The sequence below is a fragment of the Pseudomaricurvus albidus genome (assembly GCF_018863235.1).
GTDB lineage: Bacteria > Pseudomonadota > Gammaproteobacteria > Pseudomonadales > Cellvibrionaceae > Pseudomaricurvus > Pseudomaricurvus albidus.
The window spans coordinates 209022-227008 of sequence record NZ_JAHKRS010000005.1; the positions used below are offsets into that span (position 1 = coordinate 209022).

15 protein-coding genes are annotated in these 17987 nt (G+C 46.7%); 13 read left to right on the forward strand and 2 right to left on the reverse strand.

The window, feature by feature from the left end:
• The first annotated feature begins 18 nt into the window (after positions 1–18).
• The 3 genes from KOI40_RS10530 (at position 19) to rpoS (ending at position 3227) form a co-directional block, all read left to right on the forward strand.
• Complete coding sequence (locus KOI40_RS10530) at positions 19–972, forward strand: DUF368 domain-containing protein (protein WP_233710181.1); 954 nt, start codon at positions 19–21, stop codon at positions 970–972.
• 301 nt (positions 973–1273) lie between these two features.
• A complete protein-coding gene (locus tag KOI40_RS10535) occupies positions 1274–2050 on the forward strand; it encodes a peptidoglycan DD-metalloendopeptidase family protein (RefSeq protein WP_216097470.1) in 777 nt (258 codons plus the stop codon).
• A 148-nt stretch (positions 2051–2198) separates the two neighbouring features.
• On the forward strand, positions 2199–3227 hold the full coding sequence (gene rpoS, locus KOI40_RS10540; RefSeq protein ID WP_233710182.1) for an RNA polymerase sigma factor RpoS: 1029 nt from the start codon (positions 2199–2201) through the stop codon (positions 3225–3227).
• Positions 3228–3342: 115 nt separating this feature from the next.
• On the opposite strand, the gene fdxA is transcribed toward rpoS, so the two are convergent.
• On the reverse strand, positions 3343–3666 hold the full coding sequence (gene fdxA / locus KOI40_RS10545) for a ferredoxin FdxA (RefSeq protein ID WP_216097471.1): 324 nt from the start codon (positions 3664–3666) through the stop codon (positions 3343–3345).
• A 257-nt stretch (positions 3667–3923) separates the two neighbouring features.
• The gene (mutS, locus tag KOI40_RS10550; RefSeq protein ID WP_216097472.1) at positions 3924–6590 is read right to left on the reverse strand and encodes a DNA mismatch repair protein MutS; all 2667 of its coding nucleotides are present in this window, start codon (positions 6588–6590) and stop codon (positions 3924–3926) included.
• Positions 6591–6996: 406 nt separating this feature from the next.
• Between mutS and KOI40_RS10555 the strand changes: the two genes are divergently transcribed.
• From KOI40_RS10555 to KOI40_RS18885, 10 genes are all read left to right on the forward strand, one after another.
• Positions 6997–7464 carry a hypothetical protein gene (locus KOI40_RS10555; RefSeq protein ID WP_216097473.1) on the forward strand — a complete coding sequence of 156 codons (468 nt, stop codon included), beginning with the start codon at positions 6997–6999 and terminating at the stop codon, positions 7462–7464.
• A gap of 528 nt (positions 7465–7992) precedes the next feature.
• The gene (locus tag KOI40_RS10560) at positions 7993–8463 is read left to right on the forward strand and encodes a hypothetical protein (protein WP_216097474.1); all 471 of its coding nucleotides are present in this window, start codon (positions 7993–7995) and stop codon (positions 8461–8463) included.
• A 3-nt stretch (positions 8464–8466) separates the two neighbouring features.
• Entirely contained in the window at positions 8467–10428 is a 1962-nt protein-coding gene (locus tag KOI40_RS10565) for a tetratricopeptide repeat protein (RefSeq protein ID WP_216097475.1), read from the forward strand.
• Positions 10425–13577, forward strand: coding sequence for a tetratricopeptide repeat protein (locus tag KOI40_RS10570; RefSeq protein ID WP_216097476.1), 3153 nt, complete (start codon positions 10425–10427; stop codon positions 13575–13577). The genes KOI40_RS10565 and KOI40_RS10570 overlap by 4 nt, the downstream gene beginning before the upstream one ends.
• 181 nt (positions 13578–13758) lie before the next feature.
• The gene (locus tag KOI40_RS10575) at positions 13759–14358 is read left to right on the forward strand and encodes a tetratricopeptide repeat protein (protein WP_216097477.1); all 600 of its coding nucleotides are present in this window, start codon (positions 13759–13761) and stop codon (positions 14356–14358) included.
• Positions 14322–14636, forward strand: coding sequence for a hypothetical protein (locus KOI40_RS10580; RefSeq protein WP_216097478.1), 315 nt, complete (start codon positions 14322–14324; stop codon positions 14634–14636). The genes KOI40_RS10575 and KOI40_RS10580 overlap by 37 nt, the downstream gene beginning before the upstream one ends.
• A 113-nt stretch (positions 14637–14749) precedes the next feature.
• The gene (locus tag KOI40_RS10585) at positions 14750–15409 is read left to right on the forward strand and encodes a MotA/TolQ/ExbB proton channel family protein (RefSeq protein ID WP_216097479.1); all 660 of its coding nucleotides are present in this window, start codon (positions 14750–14752) and stop codon (positions 15407–15409) included.
• Positions 15410–15424: 15 nt separating this feature from the next.
• The gene (locus tag KOI40_RS10590) at positions 15425–15919 is read left to right on the forward strand and encodes an ExbD/TolR family protein (RefSeq protein ID WP_216097480.1); all 495 of its coding nucleotides are present in this window, start codon (positions 15425–15427) and stop codon (positions 15917–15919) included.
• Positions 15916–16413, forward strand: coding sequence for an ExbD/TolR family protein (locus KOI40_RS10595; protein WP_216097481.1), 498 nt, complete (start codon positions 15916–15918; stop codon positions 16411–16413). The genes KOI40_RS10590 and KOI40_RS10595 overlap by 4 nt, the downstream gene beginning before the upstream one ends.
• Positions 16414–16473: 60 nt before the next feature.
• On the forward strand, positions 16474–17793 hold the full coding sequence (locus tag KOI40_RS18885; protein WP_216097482.1) for an AgmX/PglI C-terminal domain-containing protein: 1320 nt from the start codon (positions 16474–16476) through the stop codon (positions 17791–17793).
• Positions 17794–17987: the final 194 nt, after the last annotated feature.

A 17987-nucleotide genomic window follows, 5' to 3' on the forward strand; every position in this document is an offset into this window, starting at 1 on the left:
AACCAGAAGGGTGGTATTTTGAAGGATTCAGAAAAGAAGGGCTGGAAGCACTACGGCTCTCTGTTTTTACGGGGGATGGCGATGGGAGCTGCCGATGTCATTCCTGGGGTTTCCGGCGGCACGATTGCATTTATTACCGGTATCTACACCGAACTGATCGATTCTCTTCGACGCTGTGATCACCAGGCAGTTAAGTGCCTTTTTCAGCAGGGATTCCCTGCCATGTGGCGGCATATCAATGGCACCTTCCTGGTTGCGGTCTTTGGTGGCATCCTCTTCAGTATTTTCTCGCTGGCCAAATTGATGAGTTATTGGCTGGAATCCCAGCCAATTCTAGTGTGGTCGCTCTTTTTTGGGCTGATTCTTGCGTCTTCGGTCTTATTGCTGCGTCAGGTCACAGGCTGGAATCCCGCCCGAGTGAGCCTGGTGCTTTTGGGGATTGTTCTGGCGCTGGCAGTGACCTGGTTGAAACCGACTCATTTGCCTGAGGTGTGGTGGGTTATCTTGCTGGCTGGCATGGTGGCTATATGTGCCATGATACTCCCGGGTATCTCCGGCGGCTTCCTGCTATTGATGATGGGGCTTTATTCAACGGTGATCGGGGCTATTTCACAGTTGAATTTTGGTTTGCTGATTCCTTTTGCCGTGGGTTGCGCTATCGGCTTGTTGCTTTTCTCCCATATTCTCAGCTGGTTACTGCATCACTATGAGGCGGGCACCATGGCTTTGTTGACGGGCTTTTTGATTGGCTCCCTCAATATCATCTGGCCCTGGAAGCAAACACTGGAAACGGTCGTTGATCGGCATGGAGAGTTAGTACCCGTGGTGCAGGAAAACATACTGCCGGGGCATTACGCCATCTTGACCGGCCAGTCTGCAGAGCTGTTACCGGCTATTTTCATGACCCTCACTGGACTGTTGTTGGTTATTGGCATGGATTACGTTGCCGGGAAAAAAAAGCGGTATTCCTGATCCTTTGATCACAGGGGTTTCCTAACGTTTATTTGTGACGTTTTAAGATGCTTTGTGCCGAATTACTATAAGATTAGTGAAATCTATTTCAAAAAATTGCTGTGATATGAGCGAGGTTTTCTGACAGGGCAAGCCCCATATGAGGGCTGATTCTTTCAAAACCTCGGAAAAAACCAAAAATTGGTATGAAATAAGCCCCGATTTGAGAAAAGTTCTATACATTTTTTGAATAAAAATTTTCTACTTAAGGGTTATAAAAATATATAAGGTCGTTTTTTAACCGGTCTGAGAAGCGATACGAATGGCGTCAGCAACTCTAAAAACGGTAAATATTCTCACCAAGGTGTTCATTATTTTGAGCACTGCTTTCTTTTTATCTTCCTGTTCTTCAAACAGGGCGCCTGTTCATGACAGAATGGCACCCGGCAGCAATAAATTGACCCACCATACTGTGTCACGGGGAGAGACTCTCTATTCCATCGCCTGGCGTTATGGTTTGGACTACAAAGACCTTGCCCGGCGCAATGGTGTGAATCGCCAGTTCACGATTTATCCAGGGCAAAAAATCTATCTGAGTGGCACAGCCCCTAAAATTAAATCCCCGACTAAAGTCGTAAAAACTTCTACAGCTCGTTCAAGTCCACCCCGTTCAAAAACCACGACGAAACCTGAACCAATTTCCAATAAGCCCCGTATAACTGATCAGAGGTTGAAGTGGCAATGGCCTGCCAAAGGTGAAGTGTTGGCAGGTTTTTCATCCCAAAAAAGCTTAAACAAGGGAGTTGATATTAATGGACGTTTGGGAGAGTCTGTACTTGCGGCTGCATCAGGAGTGGTTGTTTACGCCGGAAGTGGTATCCGCGGCTATGGCAAGCTACTGATCGTTAAGCACAACGAACATTACTTAAGTGCTTATGCACACAATAGTAAATTGCTGGTGCGAGAGAAGGAGAATGTCAAAGCAGGTCAGAAAATTGCCGAAATAGGGAATAGTGGCACAGACCGCAGCAAACTGCATTTTGAGATTAGACGCGAAGGAAAGCCGGTAGATCCTTTACAGTATTTACCGAAACGCTGAGATTTTTAATGCAAGGATTGCCATAACTATAAACACGCTGTGTAAAAATATTAAAAATGTGTCCACTGAGGGTGAGAAGAGCTAGACAGTCCTAAGACTTGGGATGGTCTGTTACCAATGAAAACTGAATACTCACGGGGCTAGCGACATGGCAGTACAGGAAGCAATACAGTCAAAAAACGAAGATATTCACTCAGTTGCTGAGGGTTTATTGGGTGGGAAGAATTCAAAGAAAGCCGCTGCTGAAGTTGCTGCGGACATGTCTCCTTCCAAATCCAATTCTCCAAAATCTCGCTCTAAACGACCGGCAGGAATCTCTGACCCGGACAAATTCCAGAAGACGCTGGATGCTACCCAGCTGTATCTCAATGAAATCGGTTTCTCACCGTTACTGACCGCAGAAGAGGAAGTCTATTTTTCTCGAAAATCCCTGCGTGGCTGTGAGGCCTCCCGCAAGCGCATGATTGAAAGTAACCTGCGCCTGGTTGTAAAAATTGCTCGACGCTATGTGAACCGTGGCCTGGCATTACTGGATCTGATTGAAGAAGGTAACCTTGGTTTGATTCGCGCAGTGGAGAAGTTTGATCCGGAGCGTGGTTTTCGCTTTTCAACCTACGCCACCTGGTGGATCCGTCAGACCATCGAACGGGCCATTATGAATCAGACGCGCACCATCCGTTTGCCGATTCATGTGGTAAAAGAACTCAATGTTTATTTGCGCGCAGCTCGTGAGCTTGCCCAGAAACTGGATCACGAGCCAACACCAGAAGAGATCGCAGATCTGTTGGATAAACCGGTTGAGGATGTTCAGCGTATGCTGGGCCTGAATGAACGTGTCACCTCAATGGATGTTCCTATCGGTCAGTCCTCCGATAAATCACTGGTGGATACCATTCCTGACCAACAGGTGTCTGATCCTGCATCTTTGTTGCAAGACAGTGATCTCAGCGAAAGCATTGATGGCTGGCTGACTGAGTTGACTGAAAAACAGCGCGAAGTTGTTGCTCGTCGATTTGGCTTGCGCGGTTATGAAATGAGCACTCTGGAAGAGGTGGGGCGTGAAATCGGATTGACCCGCGAGCGAGTGCGTCAGATTCAAGTTGAGGAGTTAAAGCGGCTGAGGGATATTCTGGAAAAGCAGGGTCTTAACAGTGAAGCGTTGTTTGGGGCTATGTAGTTCATACCAACTCTCAAGCTTGTGCAGATGGCTTTGAAGCAAAACCATCTGCAACAAAAAAACCGCAGCTTGCTGCGGTTTTTTTGTGATCGAAGCTGAGCGTTTGGACGTGGGATTAACGTTCCAGGTATTGCAGCTTGTTCTCTACACCATCCCACTCTTCGTGGTCGGCAGGAGGATCTTTCTTCTCGGTAATGTTTGGCCAGACTTCTGCCAGCTCGGCGTTCAGTTCCAGATAGACTTCCTGACCGGCAGGCAGCTCATCTTCTGAGAAGATGGCATCAACGGGACATTCTGGCTCACACAGAGCGCAGTCGATACATTCATCAGGGTGGATAACCAAAAAGTTGGGACCTTCGTAGAAGCAATCCACTGGACACACTTCGACACAGTCGGTGTGCTTACATTTAATACAGTTATCCCCAACCACAAAAGTCATGGCGAAAACTCCACTTGCTAATTTACATTGTCATACGCACCGCGTGTTGGATAGACGGTCAGTGCGCTCAGGCTAATCCGGGATTGTACCAGCTTGGTTATCCGGTAGGGAGAGTTTATCAGGTTAGATTAATTGGTTTTACTGTTTAATCTTTTAAGAATCTCAAGAAATGAAACTCATTCTTGTTTGTGGGCTTGCGAATGTGAGGGAGAGCAGCTTTTGACGAGCCTGGCTCTCCCTTGAGGGAGGTTTGCGGGTTACCTGGACAGTAATTCTTTGAGTTGATACAGCTGTTCCAAGGCTTGTCGTGGTGTCAGGTTATCAGGGTCAATGTCTTCCAAAGCTTCAACGGCGGGGTGTGGCGCACTGGCACCAAACATATCCCCCTGAAAAGGATCGTCCAAAGATGGAATTGATGTTTTCGGGGCAGTACTTTGATTGGCAGCAGAGCTTTCCGCGGCAGGGTTCTCACCAGTTGATGAGCTCGTTGCGAGGTTTTCAGGAACTGCCTGAATGGCACTTTTTGTGCCTTCCAGCATGTCCAGTTGTTGTTTGGCGAGTTTGACCACATCTGCGGGAATACCCGCGAGCTTGGCAACTTGCAAGCCGTAACTTTTGCTGGCTGGCCCTTCCTGGATGTTGTGTAAAAACACAATATTGTCATTGTGTTCGGTGGCATCCAGATGAATGTTGGCCACATTGCTGTGGGTTTGGGGCAGCTCGGTCAACTCAAAATAGTGGGTGGCAAAAAGGGTGAATGGCTTGACCTGATCCGCCAGTTTGGTGGCGCAGGCCCAGGCGAGCGACAAGCCATCGAAGGTACTGGTCCCGCGACCAATTTCATCCATCAACACCAGACTGCGTTCCGTGGCGTTATTGAGGATGTTGGCGGTTTCGGTCATTTCCACCATGAATGTCGAGCGTCCTCCTGCTAGGTCATCGGATGAGCCAATGCGGGTAAAGATACGGTCAACCATACCGATGGTGGCCGATTCGGCGGGAATATAGCTGCCGATATGTGCCAGCAGGGTTATCAGCGCGGTCTGTCGCATGTAGGTCGATTTACCGCCCATGTTCGGACCGGTCACGATCAGCATCTTGCGCTCATCATTGAAGGCAAGATCGTTTGGTACAAATGGGTGATCGGAAACTTTTTCGACCACCGGGTGGCGACCGGCCTGGTAGGCGATGCCCGTTTCCTGAGTCAGTGTTGGGCAGGTGAAGTTCAGTGCGTCGGCGCGCTCGGCCAGTGTCGTCAGAACGTCCAGCTCGGAAACGGCCGCCGCGGCCTGCTGCAAGGGTTGCAGCTGTTCATTCAGGCGCTCGATGATCTCGTCGTAGAGGGCTTTTTCCCGGCTGAGGGCGCGGCTTTTGGCTGACAGGGCCTTGTCTTCAAACACCTTGAGTTCCGGTGTGATAAAGCGCTCGGCGTTTTTCAGGGTTTGCCGACGGATGTATTCCGTGGGTGCCTTGTCGGACATGGCGCGGCTGATTTCAATGTAATAGCCGTGCACACGGTTATAGCCCACCTTGAGGGTGCTGATGCCCGTTCGTTCTTTTTCCTGATTTTCCAAATCGATCAGAAATTGTCCGGCGTTGCTGCTGATATTGCGCAGCTCGTCCAGCTCTTCGTCGTAACCTTCGGCGATTACGCCACCTTCACGGATAACCACCGGTGGATTCTCTATGATGGCACGCCCCAGCAGGTCTTCAAGATCCGGGAAGGTGCCAATGTTACTGGCCAGTTCCGCCAGATGAGGCGCTGACAGTTCCTTCAGTTGTCCTTGCAGCTCCGGGTAGGTGCTCAGCGATGTATAAAGGCGGGACAGATCCCGTGGGCGTGCCGATCTCAGGGCCAGACGGCCAAGTATTCTCTCGAGGTCACCAATCCGCTTGAGGCTTTGGCGGACCGGTTCGAACTGATAGTTTTCCAGCAAATTGGTGATCGCACTCTGACGAGCTTTAAGCGTGCTCAGCTCTCTCAAGGGGCGATTCAGCCAGCGCCGTAGCAGTCGCCCGCCCATGGCTGTAGAGGATGTATTCAAAACATCGAAGAGGGTGTTTTCATCACCGCCATTCAAGTTGATATCCAGCTCAAGATTGCGGCGGGTAGCGGCATCCATGGCAACGGCTTCGTCACGATTTTCACCGCTGATGGCGTTAATGTGAGGCAGGGCGGTGCGCTGGGTTTCCTGTGCGTAGGAGAGCAGGCAGCCTGCTGCGGCGAGAGCGGTGGTCATGTGATCACAGCCGAAGCCGGCCAGATCCTGAGTGCCAAACTGCTGGGTCAGCAGGCGCTGGGCGGTTTCCAGTTCAAATTCCCACGGGGCACGACGTCGCAGACCGCGACGTTTTTCGAGAATTTCAGTGCACATCAGGTCTTCGGAAACGAGCAGTTCTGCGGGGCTGAGGCGTTGTAATTCGCCCAGGGCAGCATCCAGGCCCTGCACCTCCAAAACCTGAAAGCGGCCCGAGCCAATATCCATGGTGGCAAAGCCAAACGTGTCATCAACCACGTGCAAGGCAACCAGCAGGTTGTCACGACTCTCATCCAGCAGGGATTCATCACTGACGGTACCAGGAGTCACAATACGAACTACCTTGCGCTCTACAGGGCCTTTACTGGTGGCGGGGTCACCGATTTGTTCACAGATGGCGACCGAAACCCCCTTGCGAACCAGTTTGGCCAAATAGCCATCGGCAGCATGGAATGGAATCCCGGCCATGGGAATCGGCTCCCCACCGGATTTACCGCGTGCGGTCAGAGTGACATCCAGCAGTTCAGAAGCACGCTTGGCATCGTCAAAAAACAGCTCATAGAAGTCTCCCATGCGGTAAAACACCAGTTCGTGGGGATGCTCAGCCTTAATTTTCAAGTACTGTTGCATCATGGGGGTGTGCTGGGATTCTTTCGTGCTGCTCATAATGTATACGGATATCTGTTTGAATTTCGTTGCCAGTGGTCACCGGAAAGGTTGGGCTGGTCTTGGCTCAAGGAGTCGACGGACTGGTCAGGAAGCTGCTGTTGGGGTGTGGTTAAGATCCCGGTTGAGCTCCTGAAAAGCTCGTGTGCTCACTCGATAAGCAACCCATTTTACAGGTGCCTAGGATACTTTGATGCAGCCTTTCAGGCCAGAGTTGGCAGACATAAAACTCTCACTCTGGTTTTGTAGGTGTCGATCAATAAACAATCTCTCCGTATATTTGAGCGTCGTTAAGGTGACAGCTGTGATCTGTGTAGTGTTTTGGACGGAAGAAGCTGTGAGAGGAATCACATGTCAAAGTCCTGCCCTCCTGTAGGATGAATATTCTGTCTTGGGGGGACAATAGATGTCAGAAGCCGTTTCACTGCTGGCGATGGCTGCGGAAATGCTTGGCCGCAACCAGCGTCATGCTCTATCCAATTGGCTTGAAGGTGTGAAGGCAATTCCACTGGATGCCTATAAAATACGCTATAGCCAGTTGCCCTGGGAGCCTTCTCAGGAAGCGCATGGTTTCTCCTGGAGTAAAAAACACTCAGGTTGGGTAGATATCCTCAAAAGCGAAGACGATGTTGTTCAAATAGTATTGCATCTGAGTTATCCGAAAAAGAGATGGTTCTCACAGCACAAAAAAGACTGGAAGAAAATGTCTAAAGCGGCACAGAGTCAATTCGAAAGCGGAAAACAATTTACTGTAAATGAAAGAGAGAGCTGGCTGATTGATCACAAGGGCTTAAAAATCCTAATGAAGTCCTACGAGCAGGGTAAGCTCGGTTTGATCGAACTTAAAATTGCCAAGCATCAGTTTTACGCATAAATCGCACAGCAGAAAACCGTATTCCATTTTAACGTGTTTCCATAAACGGCAGTTTGGTTTGTCCAAATATAGAGTCGTTTGTGCGGGCGTGTGTGTCTTGGAATTTGTGAACTATCGAAAAGGCAGAAATAAAAGTGTGGAAAAGTTTGTGTTTTTAATGAGACGAATTTTTTAATTTCTTGTGAGCAAGTTGGTAAATATAGAAATTAACAAACCATGGATACGATTCTTTGTGAAAGATTATGGAATAAAAACAAAGGCGTATAGTAACCTCGAGACATTTCTTGGGGTTTATAAAGTCTGAAACACTCAGGCAACAATAATCTTTGGGTGTTTAGCTTCTTTCGCTATAAGCAATAAAAATCATGACTATTTTGACAGGGTGCCGGCTAGAGATGATGGCGTTGTGTCAGTGGTGTGCTGCTGTTGGGGGGTAGGGTGGCCAATTTAATTCAGCAAAACTCTGTTTTTTGCAAAGTTATTAAAAGTCTTGCGGTGGTATTTGCAGGGACTTTTCTAGCGGTTTCCGTGGAATCCAGTCAAATATCCAAAGAGCAAATCCGAGGTTTGGATGAACAGGTTCAGGATATCAAATCCGATGTTCTGGAAATCTCAACGGATCTTAATCAATTGGAAGAAAAGCTGCTGTATCCGTCAGGTACCCAGGTGGCTTTTTTTATATCACTGGTAGCGGATGAAGATTTTCAGCTGGATGCAGTTGAAATTGAGCTCAATGGCAAGCCGGTGGCCCACCATATTTATTCATTCAAAGAGCAGAATGCCCTCATTAACGGAGGTGTTCAGCGAGTTTATACCGGTAATGCCCGAACCGGGGACCACCAGATCAAGGTCGGTTTCAGAGGTAAAACTGAGCTCGGTTCGGAGTTCAATAAAGTTGCAGATTACACTTTGAGCAAAAGCGTTGGGCCGGATTTTATTGAAATTCGTCTGGTTTCGAGCTCGATTGGTTCGGGCGATGTTGAATTTATAGAACGATAAATTATGCGGACTCTGGTTGTCTCTACGCTGCTTCTTTGCGCTCAATGTTTTGCTGGTGATCAGCAGGATGATGGTGCATTGCGTGATATGTTTTATGGCGAGGCACTGTTCTATGCCAATCAGGGCGAGTTTTTTGAGGCAATATCCCGACTCGATACAGAACTGGCCCAGCACCACAGAGTTGATGAGCCTGTTCGCGATACACTCTATTACCACGTAAATGATGCTGAGTTTTCAGTTGGCGACTTTGAGCTTTCGTATCGGATGCATCAAAAAGCCGGTCGGGCGATCAAGGCAGTTATTGAAGGTGATGTGGATCCGCAAGTGCGTAATGAGGCCATTTACCGTTTGGCTAAAATCCACTTTCAAAAAGAGCAAAAACTGAACGCATTACATGCAATTGAGCGGATTGATGGAGAAATCCCCGAGAGGCTTGAAAGCGAAATCGAGTTTCTGAAAGGCCAGATCTACATGGTCAATGGCAAGTTCGTCGATGCTGAAGGTGTGTTTCAGGCACTAATTGGAGAAGACGGTCAAGAGGCTTATGCCGAGTACAATTTGGCTATGTCGCAGTTTGCTCAGAACGAAAACGCAGAAGCTATCCAGACCATGACCCGGCTCGGGAAGCTGTCCTCAGATGATCGTGCGGTTTTGGCCATTAAAGACAAGGCTAATCTCACATTGGGCAGCCGTCTGATGGAGGCAGGGGAGTATCAAGCCGCTAAAGTCTTTCTCGAGCGAGTCAGGCTTGATGGTCCTTATTCCAATAACGCTTTGTTGGGCCTTGGGTGGGCCAGCGTAACTTCCGATGATTACAAGCAGGCTTTGGTGCCATGGTCTTTGTTGCGTGATCGACATGTGACTGATCCGGCGGTCCAGGATGCTTTGCTGGGGGTGCCCTACGCTTATGGAAAATTAGGCCTATATGGTCAGGCAGCCCTCGGTTATGGACGTGCTCTGGAGGCCACTAATGCTGAGCTGGATCGACTGGATGCTTCCATCGCAAGTATAAAAAGCGGTAATTTTCTGAAGGTTTTGGTCAGAGAGGAAATCAAACAAGATCCGGATTGGGTGATAAAACTTCGGGAACTGCCAGAAACCCCCGAAACTTATTACTTGATGGACTTGATGGCATCTCACGACTTTCAATCGTCTCTTCAAAACTACTTTGATCTTGAACAACTGCGGGTAAAGCTGGAGCAATGGTTGGCATTTTATGATGCCTATGAAGATCTCATTGATATACGGAAAGCCTATTACGAGCCGCTGCTTCCGGACCTTGATGAGCGCTTTCGTAAACTCGATTCCCTGATCCGTTTGAGAATGGAGCAGAGAGATAAAATATACCAGCGATTACAGGCTATGTTGGTCGTCCCAAGGCCTGAATTCTTGGCTCGTTCAGAAGAACAACTGGCGTTACGCAGCCTTGAAGCAATTGAAAAATCTTCCAGGAACAGTGATTCAGATACGCAGCGTCGCATTGATCGACTCAGAGGTATATTGCAATGGAAGTTGGCTGTTGAATATGACGAGCGCCTGACAGTCACCTATAAAAACCTTGCAGCCCTTGATAAGGATATTGAGAAACTGAACGAAATTTACAATTCTTTTGTCAGAACCCGACAGGCTGCTACCCAGAGTTATCAGGGCTATGACGAGCAAATAGCCGCATTACGCACAAAGAATCAACGCAGTCTGGATACCGTCGAGAAGCTTATGTTGAGACAAGGGCATATGCTTGAAGCCATGGCTGTCAATGAGTTGCAGGAGCGCACTCAGAAGCTGGAAGTCGCTCAGGTTAAAGCTCGTTTCGCGCTGGCAGAAAGCTATGACCGTGCAACTATGGAGTCATCAGAGTCCGTGCCTGAAAATCAAAAGTCCACATCAAGTGAGACGTCTGCTGAAAAAGATCCGTCTTTAAGCAAAGTTGATCCGTTGAAAGACCGTAAGAGTGACATTCTATGAGTCGTCCCGAAAGCGTTAAGCTACTGGCAGGGTGCGTATCAGTCGCAGTATTACTGAGTGCCTGTGGTACGACTGTCTCTGAAAGAGGGACTCTTGCAGAGCTGCGTCATGTTGAGATGCAGCTTGAAGACAGGACGGTAAATAACGGTCTTGATAAGGCTATGGACAGTTATCGTGAGTTTTTGAAACATACGCCTGAATCAGAAATGACACCAGAGGCGATACGCCGTATCGCTGATTTGTCTATCGAAAAAGAATATGGTTATGTCAGCCAGAATGATGGCTATTCAAATGACGTTGCTCGGGCCGATGTGGAAGACAATAACGTCAATCAACTGGCTAAGCCTGCTCTTAAAAAACTTGGCAATGTGAATTTATTGGATGAAAGTCGCGCGGATGCATCGACTAATATTGAGTCCGAGAAAGACTTTGAAGCGCGAACTACAGAGATCGCATCTGAAGCTTCTGTATCCAGAGATAGTTTGTCAGGGCATCCGGGTGTTGTGTCAGATCTTGAGAATGAAAATGCCCGTAAAGCGATAGTCCTCTATCAAAAGCTCCTGCGTGAATACCCTCTTTATGACAGAAATGATCAAGTGCTTTATCAGATGTCCAGAGCCTATGAAGAGCTAGGGCAGGTTGAAGAGGCCATGTCGGTCATGAATGATTTTATACGGGAATATCCGGATTCCCGTTATATGGCGGAAGTTCAGTTTCGACGGGCAGAATACTTTTTCACCCGGAAGAAATATTTGGAAGCTGAGGAGGCCTACCAGTCAATCGTCAAAATGGGGTCAGATGCTTATTATTATGAGCTGGCTTTGTATAAGTTAGGCTGGAGTTTATACAAGCAGCAGTTTTATGACGAAGCCTTGGCTCGTTACATTGCCCTGTTAGACCATAAAGTATCTAACGGATATGACTTTGATGGAAGCCATGACCCAGTTGAAAGTAAGTTGGTAGATGATACTTTCCGGGTTATCAGTCTTAGCTTTTCCAATCTGGGTGGCCCCGACATTGTGGCTGAATTTTTTCAGGCCAATGGACCCCGTGAGTATGAAGATAAGGTATACAGCCGTTTAGGTGAGTTTTATCTTGAAAAGCGGCGTTACGCAGATGCTGCGGGCTCTTATAAAACATTTATCGAAGGCCATCCGTTTGATCATATTGCTCCCGAGTTTGGGATGAGAGTAATTGAGATCTATAAGGCTGGTCGTTTCGGGCAGCTGGTGGTTGATGCCAAGAAAGAGTTTGCTGACACCTATGCTCTTGACGCCTCTTATTGGCAGCATTACTCAGTGACAGACAGGCCCGAAGTCATTGGTTATCTGAAGAGTAATCTGAAGGACCTGGCCAATCATTATCATGCGCTGTACCAGGATAAGCGCTTTGAAAAAGAAAAGCCTGCAAGTTACCAGTCGGCGCTTGTTTGGTATAAGCGCTATTTGCAGTCTTTCCCGGAAGAAGCTGAAACTCCGGCAATCCATTACCAAATGGCCGACTTGATGATGGAAAATACGGATTTTGCCAGTGCAGCTTCGGCCTATGAATACATTGCTTACCATTATGCGGCGCATGAGCAGGCGTCTGAAGCCGGCTACGCGGCTATTTTTGCTTATCGCCAATTTGGTGAGAAGTCGACAGATCCGGCTAAAGCCGATGAGATCAATAACAAAATTATAGAAACCTCGCTTCGCTTTGCAGATGTCTTTCCCCGCCATGAAAAAGTTACCCTGGTCCTGGGGGCGGCTGCTGATGACTTGTATCAGATGCAAAACTATCAACTGGCTGTTAGTACCGCAGAACGATTGGTTGACAACTATCCGTCGGCTAAAGAAGACCTGAAAAGATCTGCATGGCTGGTTATCGCGCACGGATCCTTTGGTCTGTTTGAATATGCCAAGGCAGAATCTGCCTATCTACATGTTCTGAAGTTTCCGGCGAAGGAAGACGAGCGTAGAGAGCTGATCGATAATCTGGCGGCATCGATTTATAAGCAGGGTGAAGAGGCTGGTCTTAAAGGTGAATATCAGACCGCAGCCAATCACTATTTGAGAATAAGAGAGAGAGCTCCGACTTCATCGTTTCGCCCCAAGGCCGAATTCGATGCCGCAACTGCACTTATTCAACTTGAGAGTTGGTCGCAGGCAACTGACGTGTTGCAGGCTTTCAGAAGAAGTTTTCCTGAGAGTGAGTTTCAGCCCGAAATTACCAAAAAACTGGCTTTTGTTTACAAGTCTGACGGTAAAGCAGAGCTGGCGGCCTCAGAATATGAGCGTATAGAAAAAGAATCGGAGGACGAAGAAGTCCGTCGTGGCGCTTTGACACTTGCTGCTGAACTTTATGGTGAGGCTGGCGCAAGAGCCAAACAGCTGGAAGTTTATAAGCGTTTTGTTAAATCTTTTCCGTCACCGGTTGAAGAGGCGCTGGAAGTCTATCGTCAAATGGGGGAGGTATACCTTGCTCTGGGGGACAGTAATAACCATGTCGCCACCATGAGAAGGATTGTAGCCATTGACAGGAAGGCGGGTGCAGAACGAACAGACAGAACTCGATATTTGGCTGCGGAAGCTTCTTTGACACTGGCTGAACCACTCTTCGAGGCATTTAAAGAGATTGAGCTTGTTCAGCCGATCAAGAGATCTCTGGATGCTAAAAAGAAAATGATGAAAAAAGCCGTTTCAGCTTATACCGCACTGCTTGATTATGAGGTGGCAGATGTGACTGCAGCTTCTACCTATTATATTGCTGAAATCTATTACAACTTCAGTCAGGCTCTTATGAAATCAGAAAGACCTGATAACTTAAGTGACCTGGAACTGGAGCAATACGAGCTGGCTCTTGAAGATCAGATCTATCCCTTTGAAGAAAAATCCATAGCAGTGCACCGAAAAAATGTAGAGCTTCTTTATGTGGGTGTATATAGCTCATGGATTGATAAAAGCATTAAAAAGCTATCGTTGATATTCCCGGCTTTATATGCGCGAGAGGAAATGCACTCAGGATTTGTTGAAGATATTGATCAATTTCGGTACGTCATAAAAAGCCCTGAAAAAGCAGTATTATCCTCTGAAAATTCAGATGAAAAACCTGAGCCTCAAGTAGATGCTGATAGAGGTGAGAATGAATCTGAAGAAAGTTCCGCGTGAGGTGAGAGGCACTTCTCGAATATCAAAAATACACTGCCAATATAACTTTAATCGATAGATTGGTGAGTTTTGTTATGCCACTCTATGATGAAGAATTAAAAAAATATTAATAGATTGATACAAATTATTGGGTCGACTAATCAGGTGTTTGACTGATTGGTCTTTTTTGAAATTGGGGATTATGGCTATCTATCGTCATTGCTTTTGGATTCTCTGTGTTTTCTTGTTGAGCTCATGCACCACTCCCGTCAAGAAGAATCTTGCCAAGGATTCTGAGGCAGTGATCCATGTGGTTGAAAACCGGAGTGTCGATGCATCTGTCAGACGAGACTTTAAAGAGTCTCTAGAGCTGTTGAATGCTGGTCGTTACGAAGAAGCTGTCACTCTTCTCAATGAGGTTGCCTCCCAAACCGAAGGTAATTCTGCGCCTTTTATAAATTTAGGTATTGCATATTCACGCCTGGATAAGCCAACCCAGGCTGAAAATAACTTTTTAAAAGCGTTGAGTATTAATCCTGATCACCCTGTGGCAAATAACGAATTTGCACTTTTTAACCGTAAAAGAGGGCAGTTTCAGGAAGCGCGGGCTTTATTTGAGAGGGCTGTTGAGAGCTATCCTGAGTATTTGCCGGCTCGGAAGAATCTCGGGATTCTTTGTGACTTATATCTTAATGATGCCTCTTGTGCTCTGGATCATTATCGCATCTATCACAAGGCAAACCCCAGCGACGAAGAAGTGAAGATATGGATTACATCGCTAGAGAAAAAAATGGACAGTTAATATCGTCTGTCATCATTCTTATGTTTCTGATGGTTTTTTCCTCCTGGGCAGTAGCAGAGAAAAGCAGTTCAAAACCTCAGGTTAAAGAAATATCAGGCATGTCTATCATGGGTAATGACGAAGCTCCAAAGTCTTTGTTTATTTTGCCCTGGAAAACATCAGAAATAGGTTTTGAGTCTGATCTGAAAAACAGCTTGCTTGATGGATCATTGAAGCCTCTTGATAAAGAAGTGCTTAATCGGGAGTTGGATTACTTTGATATCAGAAGTAGTCAATAAATAATTTTTTGAATAGTAGGTTCTTTTCTGTCGGTACATTTTGTACGGGTTAAGTTGGCTTTTGGATGGTGTTTGTTTGTCCACATCTTTTGAAATGTTAGAGGGTAGGTTTGATGGGTATTATCGATAAGGTTGTAGCTTTCTTTTTGGAAGGTGGGTTTTGGATGTATCCAATTATGACCGTCGGGGCTGTTGGCCTGGCGACGGCTATTGAGCGTTTTATCAAACTTAACAGGATTGAACGCGCCAACAAGGCCATGTGGTCACGTGTTGAACCTGTTTTAGTGAAAGGTGAGTTTGATAAGGCTCGTAAAATGACTGCGGATGACAAGTCTACGGTCAGTAAGTTGTTGGAATCCGGTCTTTCCTTGCAGGGAGCTGTACGTCGTCGTGAAGATATTGAAATCGCGATGGAGGAGGAGCTGATGGGGATCATCCCAATGCTTGAGAAGCGTATTTCATCAATTTCTCTTTATGCCAACATCTCAACCCTATTGGGTCTTTTGGGGACTATTCTGGGCTTGATCGCGGCATTTAATGCTGTGGCCAATGCAAATCCCGCCGAAAAAGCCGATTTGCTGTCAGCAAGTATTTCTATTGCCATGAACACGACCGCATTTGGTTTGATTACTGCGATTCCATTGTTACTGCTGCATTCGTTTCTGAATTCCAAGTCCGGATCGATTGTTGATAGCCTGGAAATGGTCTCGGTTAAAACGTTGAATGTGATTTCCCGTAAGACTAAAAGAGTCGAGCTGAGCGCAGCTGCGTAAGAGGTTTGACATCTTATGAGATTTCGAAGACATCATTACCGTCGCCAAAAAGAACAGGCAGATATCGATGTAACCACTTTTTTGAATTTGATGGTGGTTCTGATTCCGTTTCTGTTGATAACTGCCGTGTTCTCGAGAATCACTATTCAGGAACTTAATCTTCCACAGCAGGCATCGGGTGGTGAGAGTCCTGATAAGCCTCTGGTTACCATTGAGGTCATCCTGCGAGAAGAGAAACTGCAGATTACTGATGGTGACAGGATTACTGATACCTTCGAAAAAATTGAAGGTGAACACGATGTAAAGTCTCTATCTGAAAAACTTCTGGCTTTGAAGCAGCAGCATGAAGAAAAAGAGGATGCTGTGATATTGATTGAACCCAAGATTGAGTATGACGATGTTATTCGGATTATGGATGCGGTCAAAGTTGCAGAAGTGACATTGCCAGGAATGGTTGAAGTGGAGAGGGTGCCTCTCTTTCCCAAGATTTCTCTGGGTGATGCGCCATGAAGAATTCTCGTCGTATTAAGCGAATGGCTCGGGCCCATAAAAACAAAACCAGTGGTTTAAATCTAACATCCTTGATGGATGTGTTCACGATACTTGTTTTGTACCTTTTGGTGAATCAGTCTTCTGTGCAGGTTGTAGAGCCTCCAAAGGATGTGATTTTGCCAGATTCTGTGGCGGAGTCGAAGCCAAGGCAGACAGTTGTTGTGATGGTCAGTCCTGAACTGGTGACTATTGATGGCGAGGTCTTGCTTAAAACCGAGGATGTGCTTAGAAAAGATGCTGATTATACCTTTGCCTTGACGGAGAAGCTGACTGCAATTCAGGGAAGTGCAATTGGTATCAATGAAGAATCTGAAGTCAAAAATCGTGAAGTGACGATTATGGCGCATCGTCAAGTGCCTTTCGATGTGTTGAAAAACCTGATGTCCTTATGTACCGGTGTGGGGTATACCAAAATTGCCCTCGCGGTTAACCAAAAAGCCTCTCAAAGTTAGTGTGATTTTGTGACGACTATATTGGAACAACAAAAACAAAACGTTGAGGCCCAGCTGGCTGTGCAGCAGGAGCGCCTTAAACGTATCCATCTGGAAATTGTTGGCAAGGATGAAGAGCTCGAAGAGCTTCTTGAAACCAGTCAACAGTTTAAGTTGTTGGATGATATTTGTTCTTCTCTTACGGAGTTGGACAAGTTAAAAGCAGCACATTTGTTTTGGGGTGAAACCAGCGCTGAAGATCAGGACCAGCACATGTCTCATGTTATGGGGCATATTTCCGGATTTCGAACAAAGGTTGATGCGATCAAAGGCAGTCGGGAAAAGCTGCATCAGCTTTTTTTGAAGCAAGAAGATGCTGTCAATGACTTGTTTTATCAGCTCGATGATATCGAAGAGGAAGAAGAGCTTCAGAAACTGGAGTATGTAGTTGAGCGTCAGGAACAGGATTTACCTTTCCGTCCCATGCTTATGCCATGGGTTAAACAGAAGGAAGATCAGCAGCGATACAGGAAGGTTCTCGCCTGTGTTTGCGCTGTATTACTGATGGTAAATGTTCTGGTCGCTTTCTGGGAGTTGCCTGAAATCACTCCAGAAGAAGTTGAAGTGCCTGAGTACCTTGTCCAGATTGTCAAAAAGGATAAGCCAAAACCCAAGCCGGTTGTAAAACCCAAGCCCAAGAAAAAACAGCCCGAAAAGACTGAGCAGAAAGTCGTTCAGCAAAAAGATACACCTAAAGATACTACTAAAGAAAAGAAAGCTGCGCGTAATAAAGCCGAAACAGCGGGTGTTTTAGCCTTTAAGGACAGCTTTAACGACTTGTTGGCCGATGATGTCGATCAGAAGCTGGGTGCCTCTGCAAACTTGAGAAATACAGCGTCCTCTGCGAAAGGAAGTTCAAGTCGTAGTCTGGTGATGTCTCAGGCCAAAGCTACCAGTGGTGGTATCAGGTCGGCTGAAGTCAGTCGGAATATTGGTGGCAGTGCTGCAGGTCAGATGGGGCAGGGACTTTCCTTTGCCCGTGTGGACAGTGCCATTGGTACCGATATGATTGCAGATGATCGACCGCTCAGTGATGGCGTAGGTCCAACACGTACGGATGAAGAAATTCAAATTGTCTTTGACCGTTATAAAGCCGCTTTGTACAGAATTTATAATCGGGAGCTGCGCAAAGACCCAACCCTTAAAGGCAAGATGGTTCTGCGTATAACAATTGAACCTGATGGAAGTGTTTCTGTGGCCAGTGTTGAATCCACCAATATGGCTTCGCAAACTTTGGAGAAGGGGGTGTTGGCACGAGTTGGACGTTTCAATTTTGGTCCAAAAGATGGCGTCCCAGTGATTACTATTCTCTATCCTATCGATTTTCTTCCGGCGGCCTAAGCCGTTCGGAAGAACCTTTGTTTTGCTTTAATTTCCGACAGGTTTATTTGTTACAGAGTGTGTTCAATGTGTTTATCGGCGCTGTGTCACAATCTCTCTGTAACGAATTAACAAATTTAAAACATTTCTCTTTGGGCAGGATTACAGCGCCAAAAAATATAATAAGATCACAGCTTATATTGATTTTAGAAGTT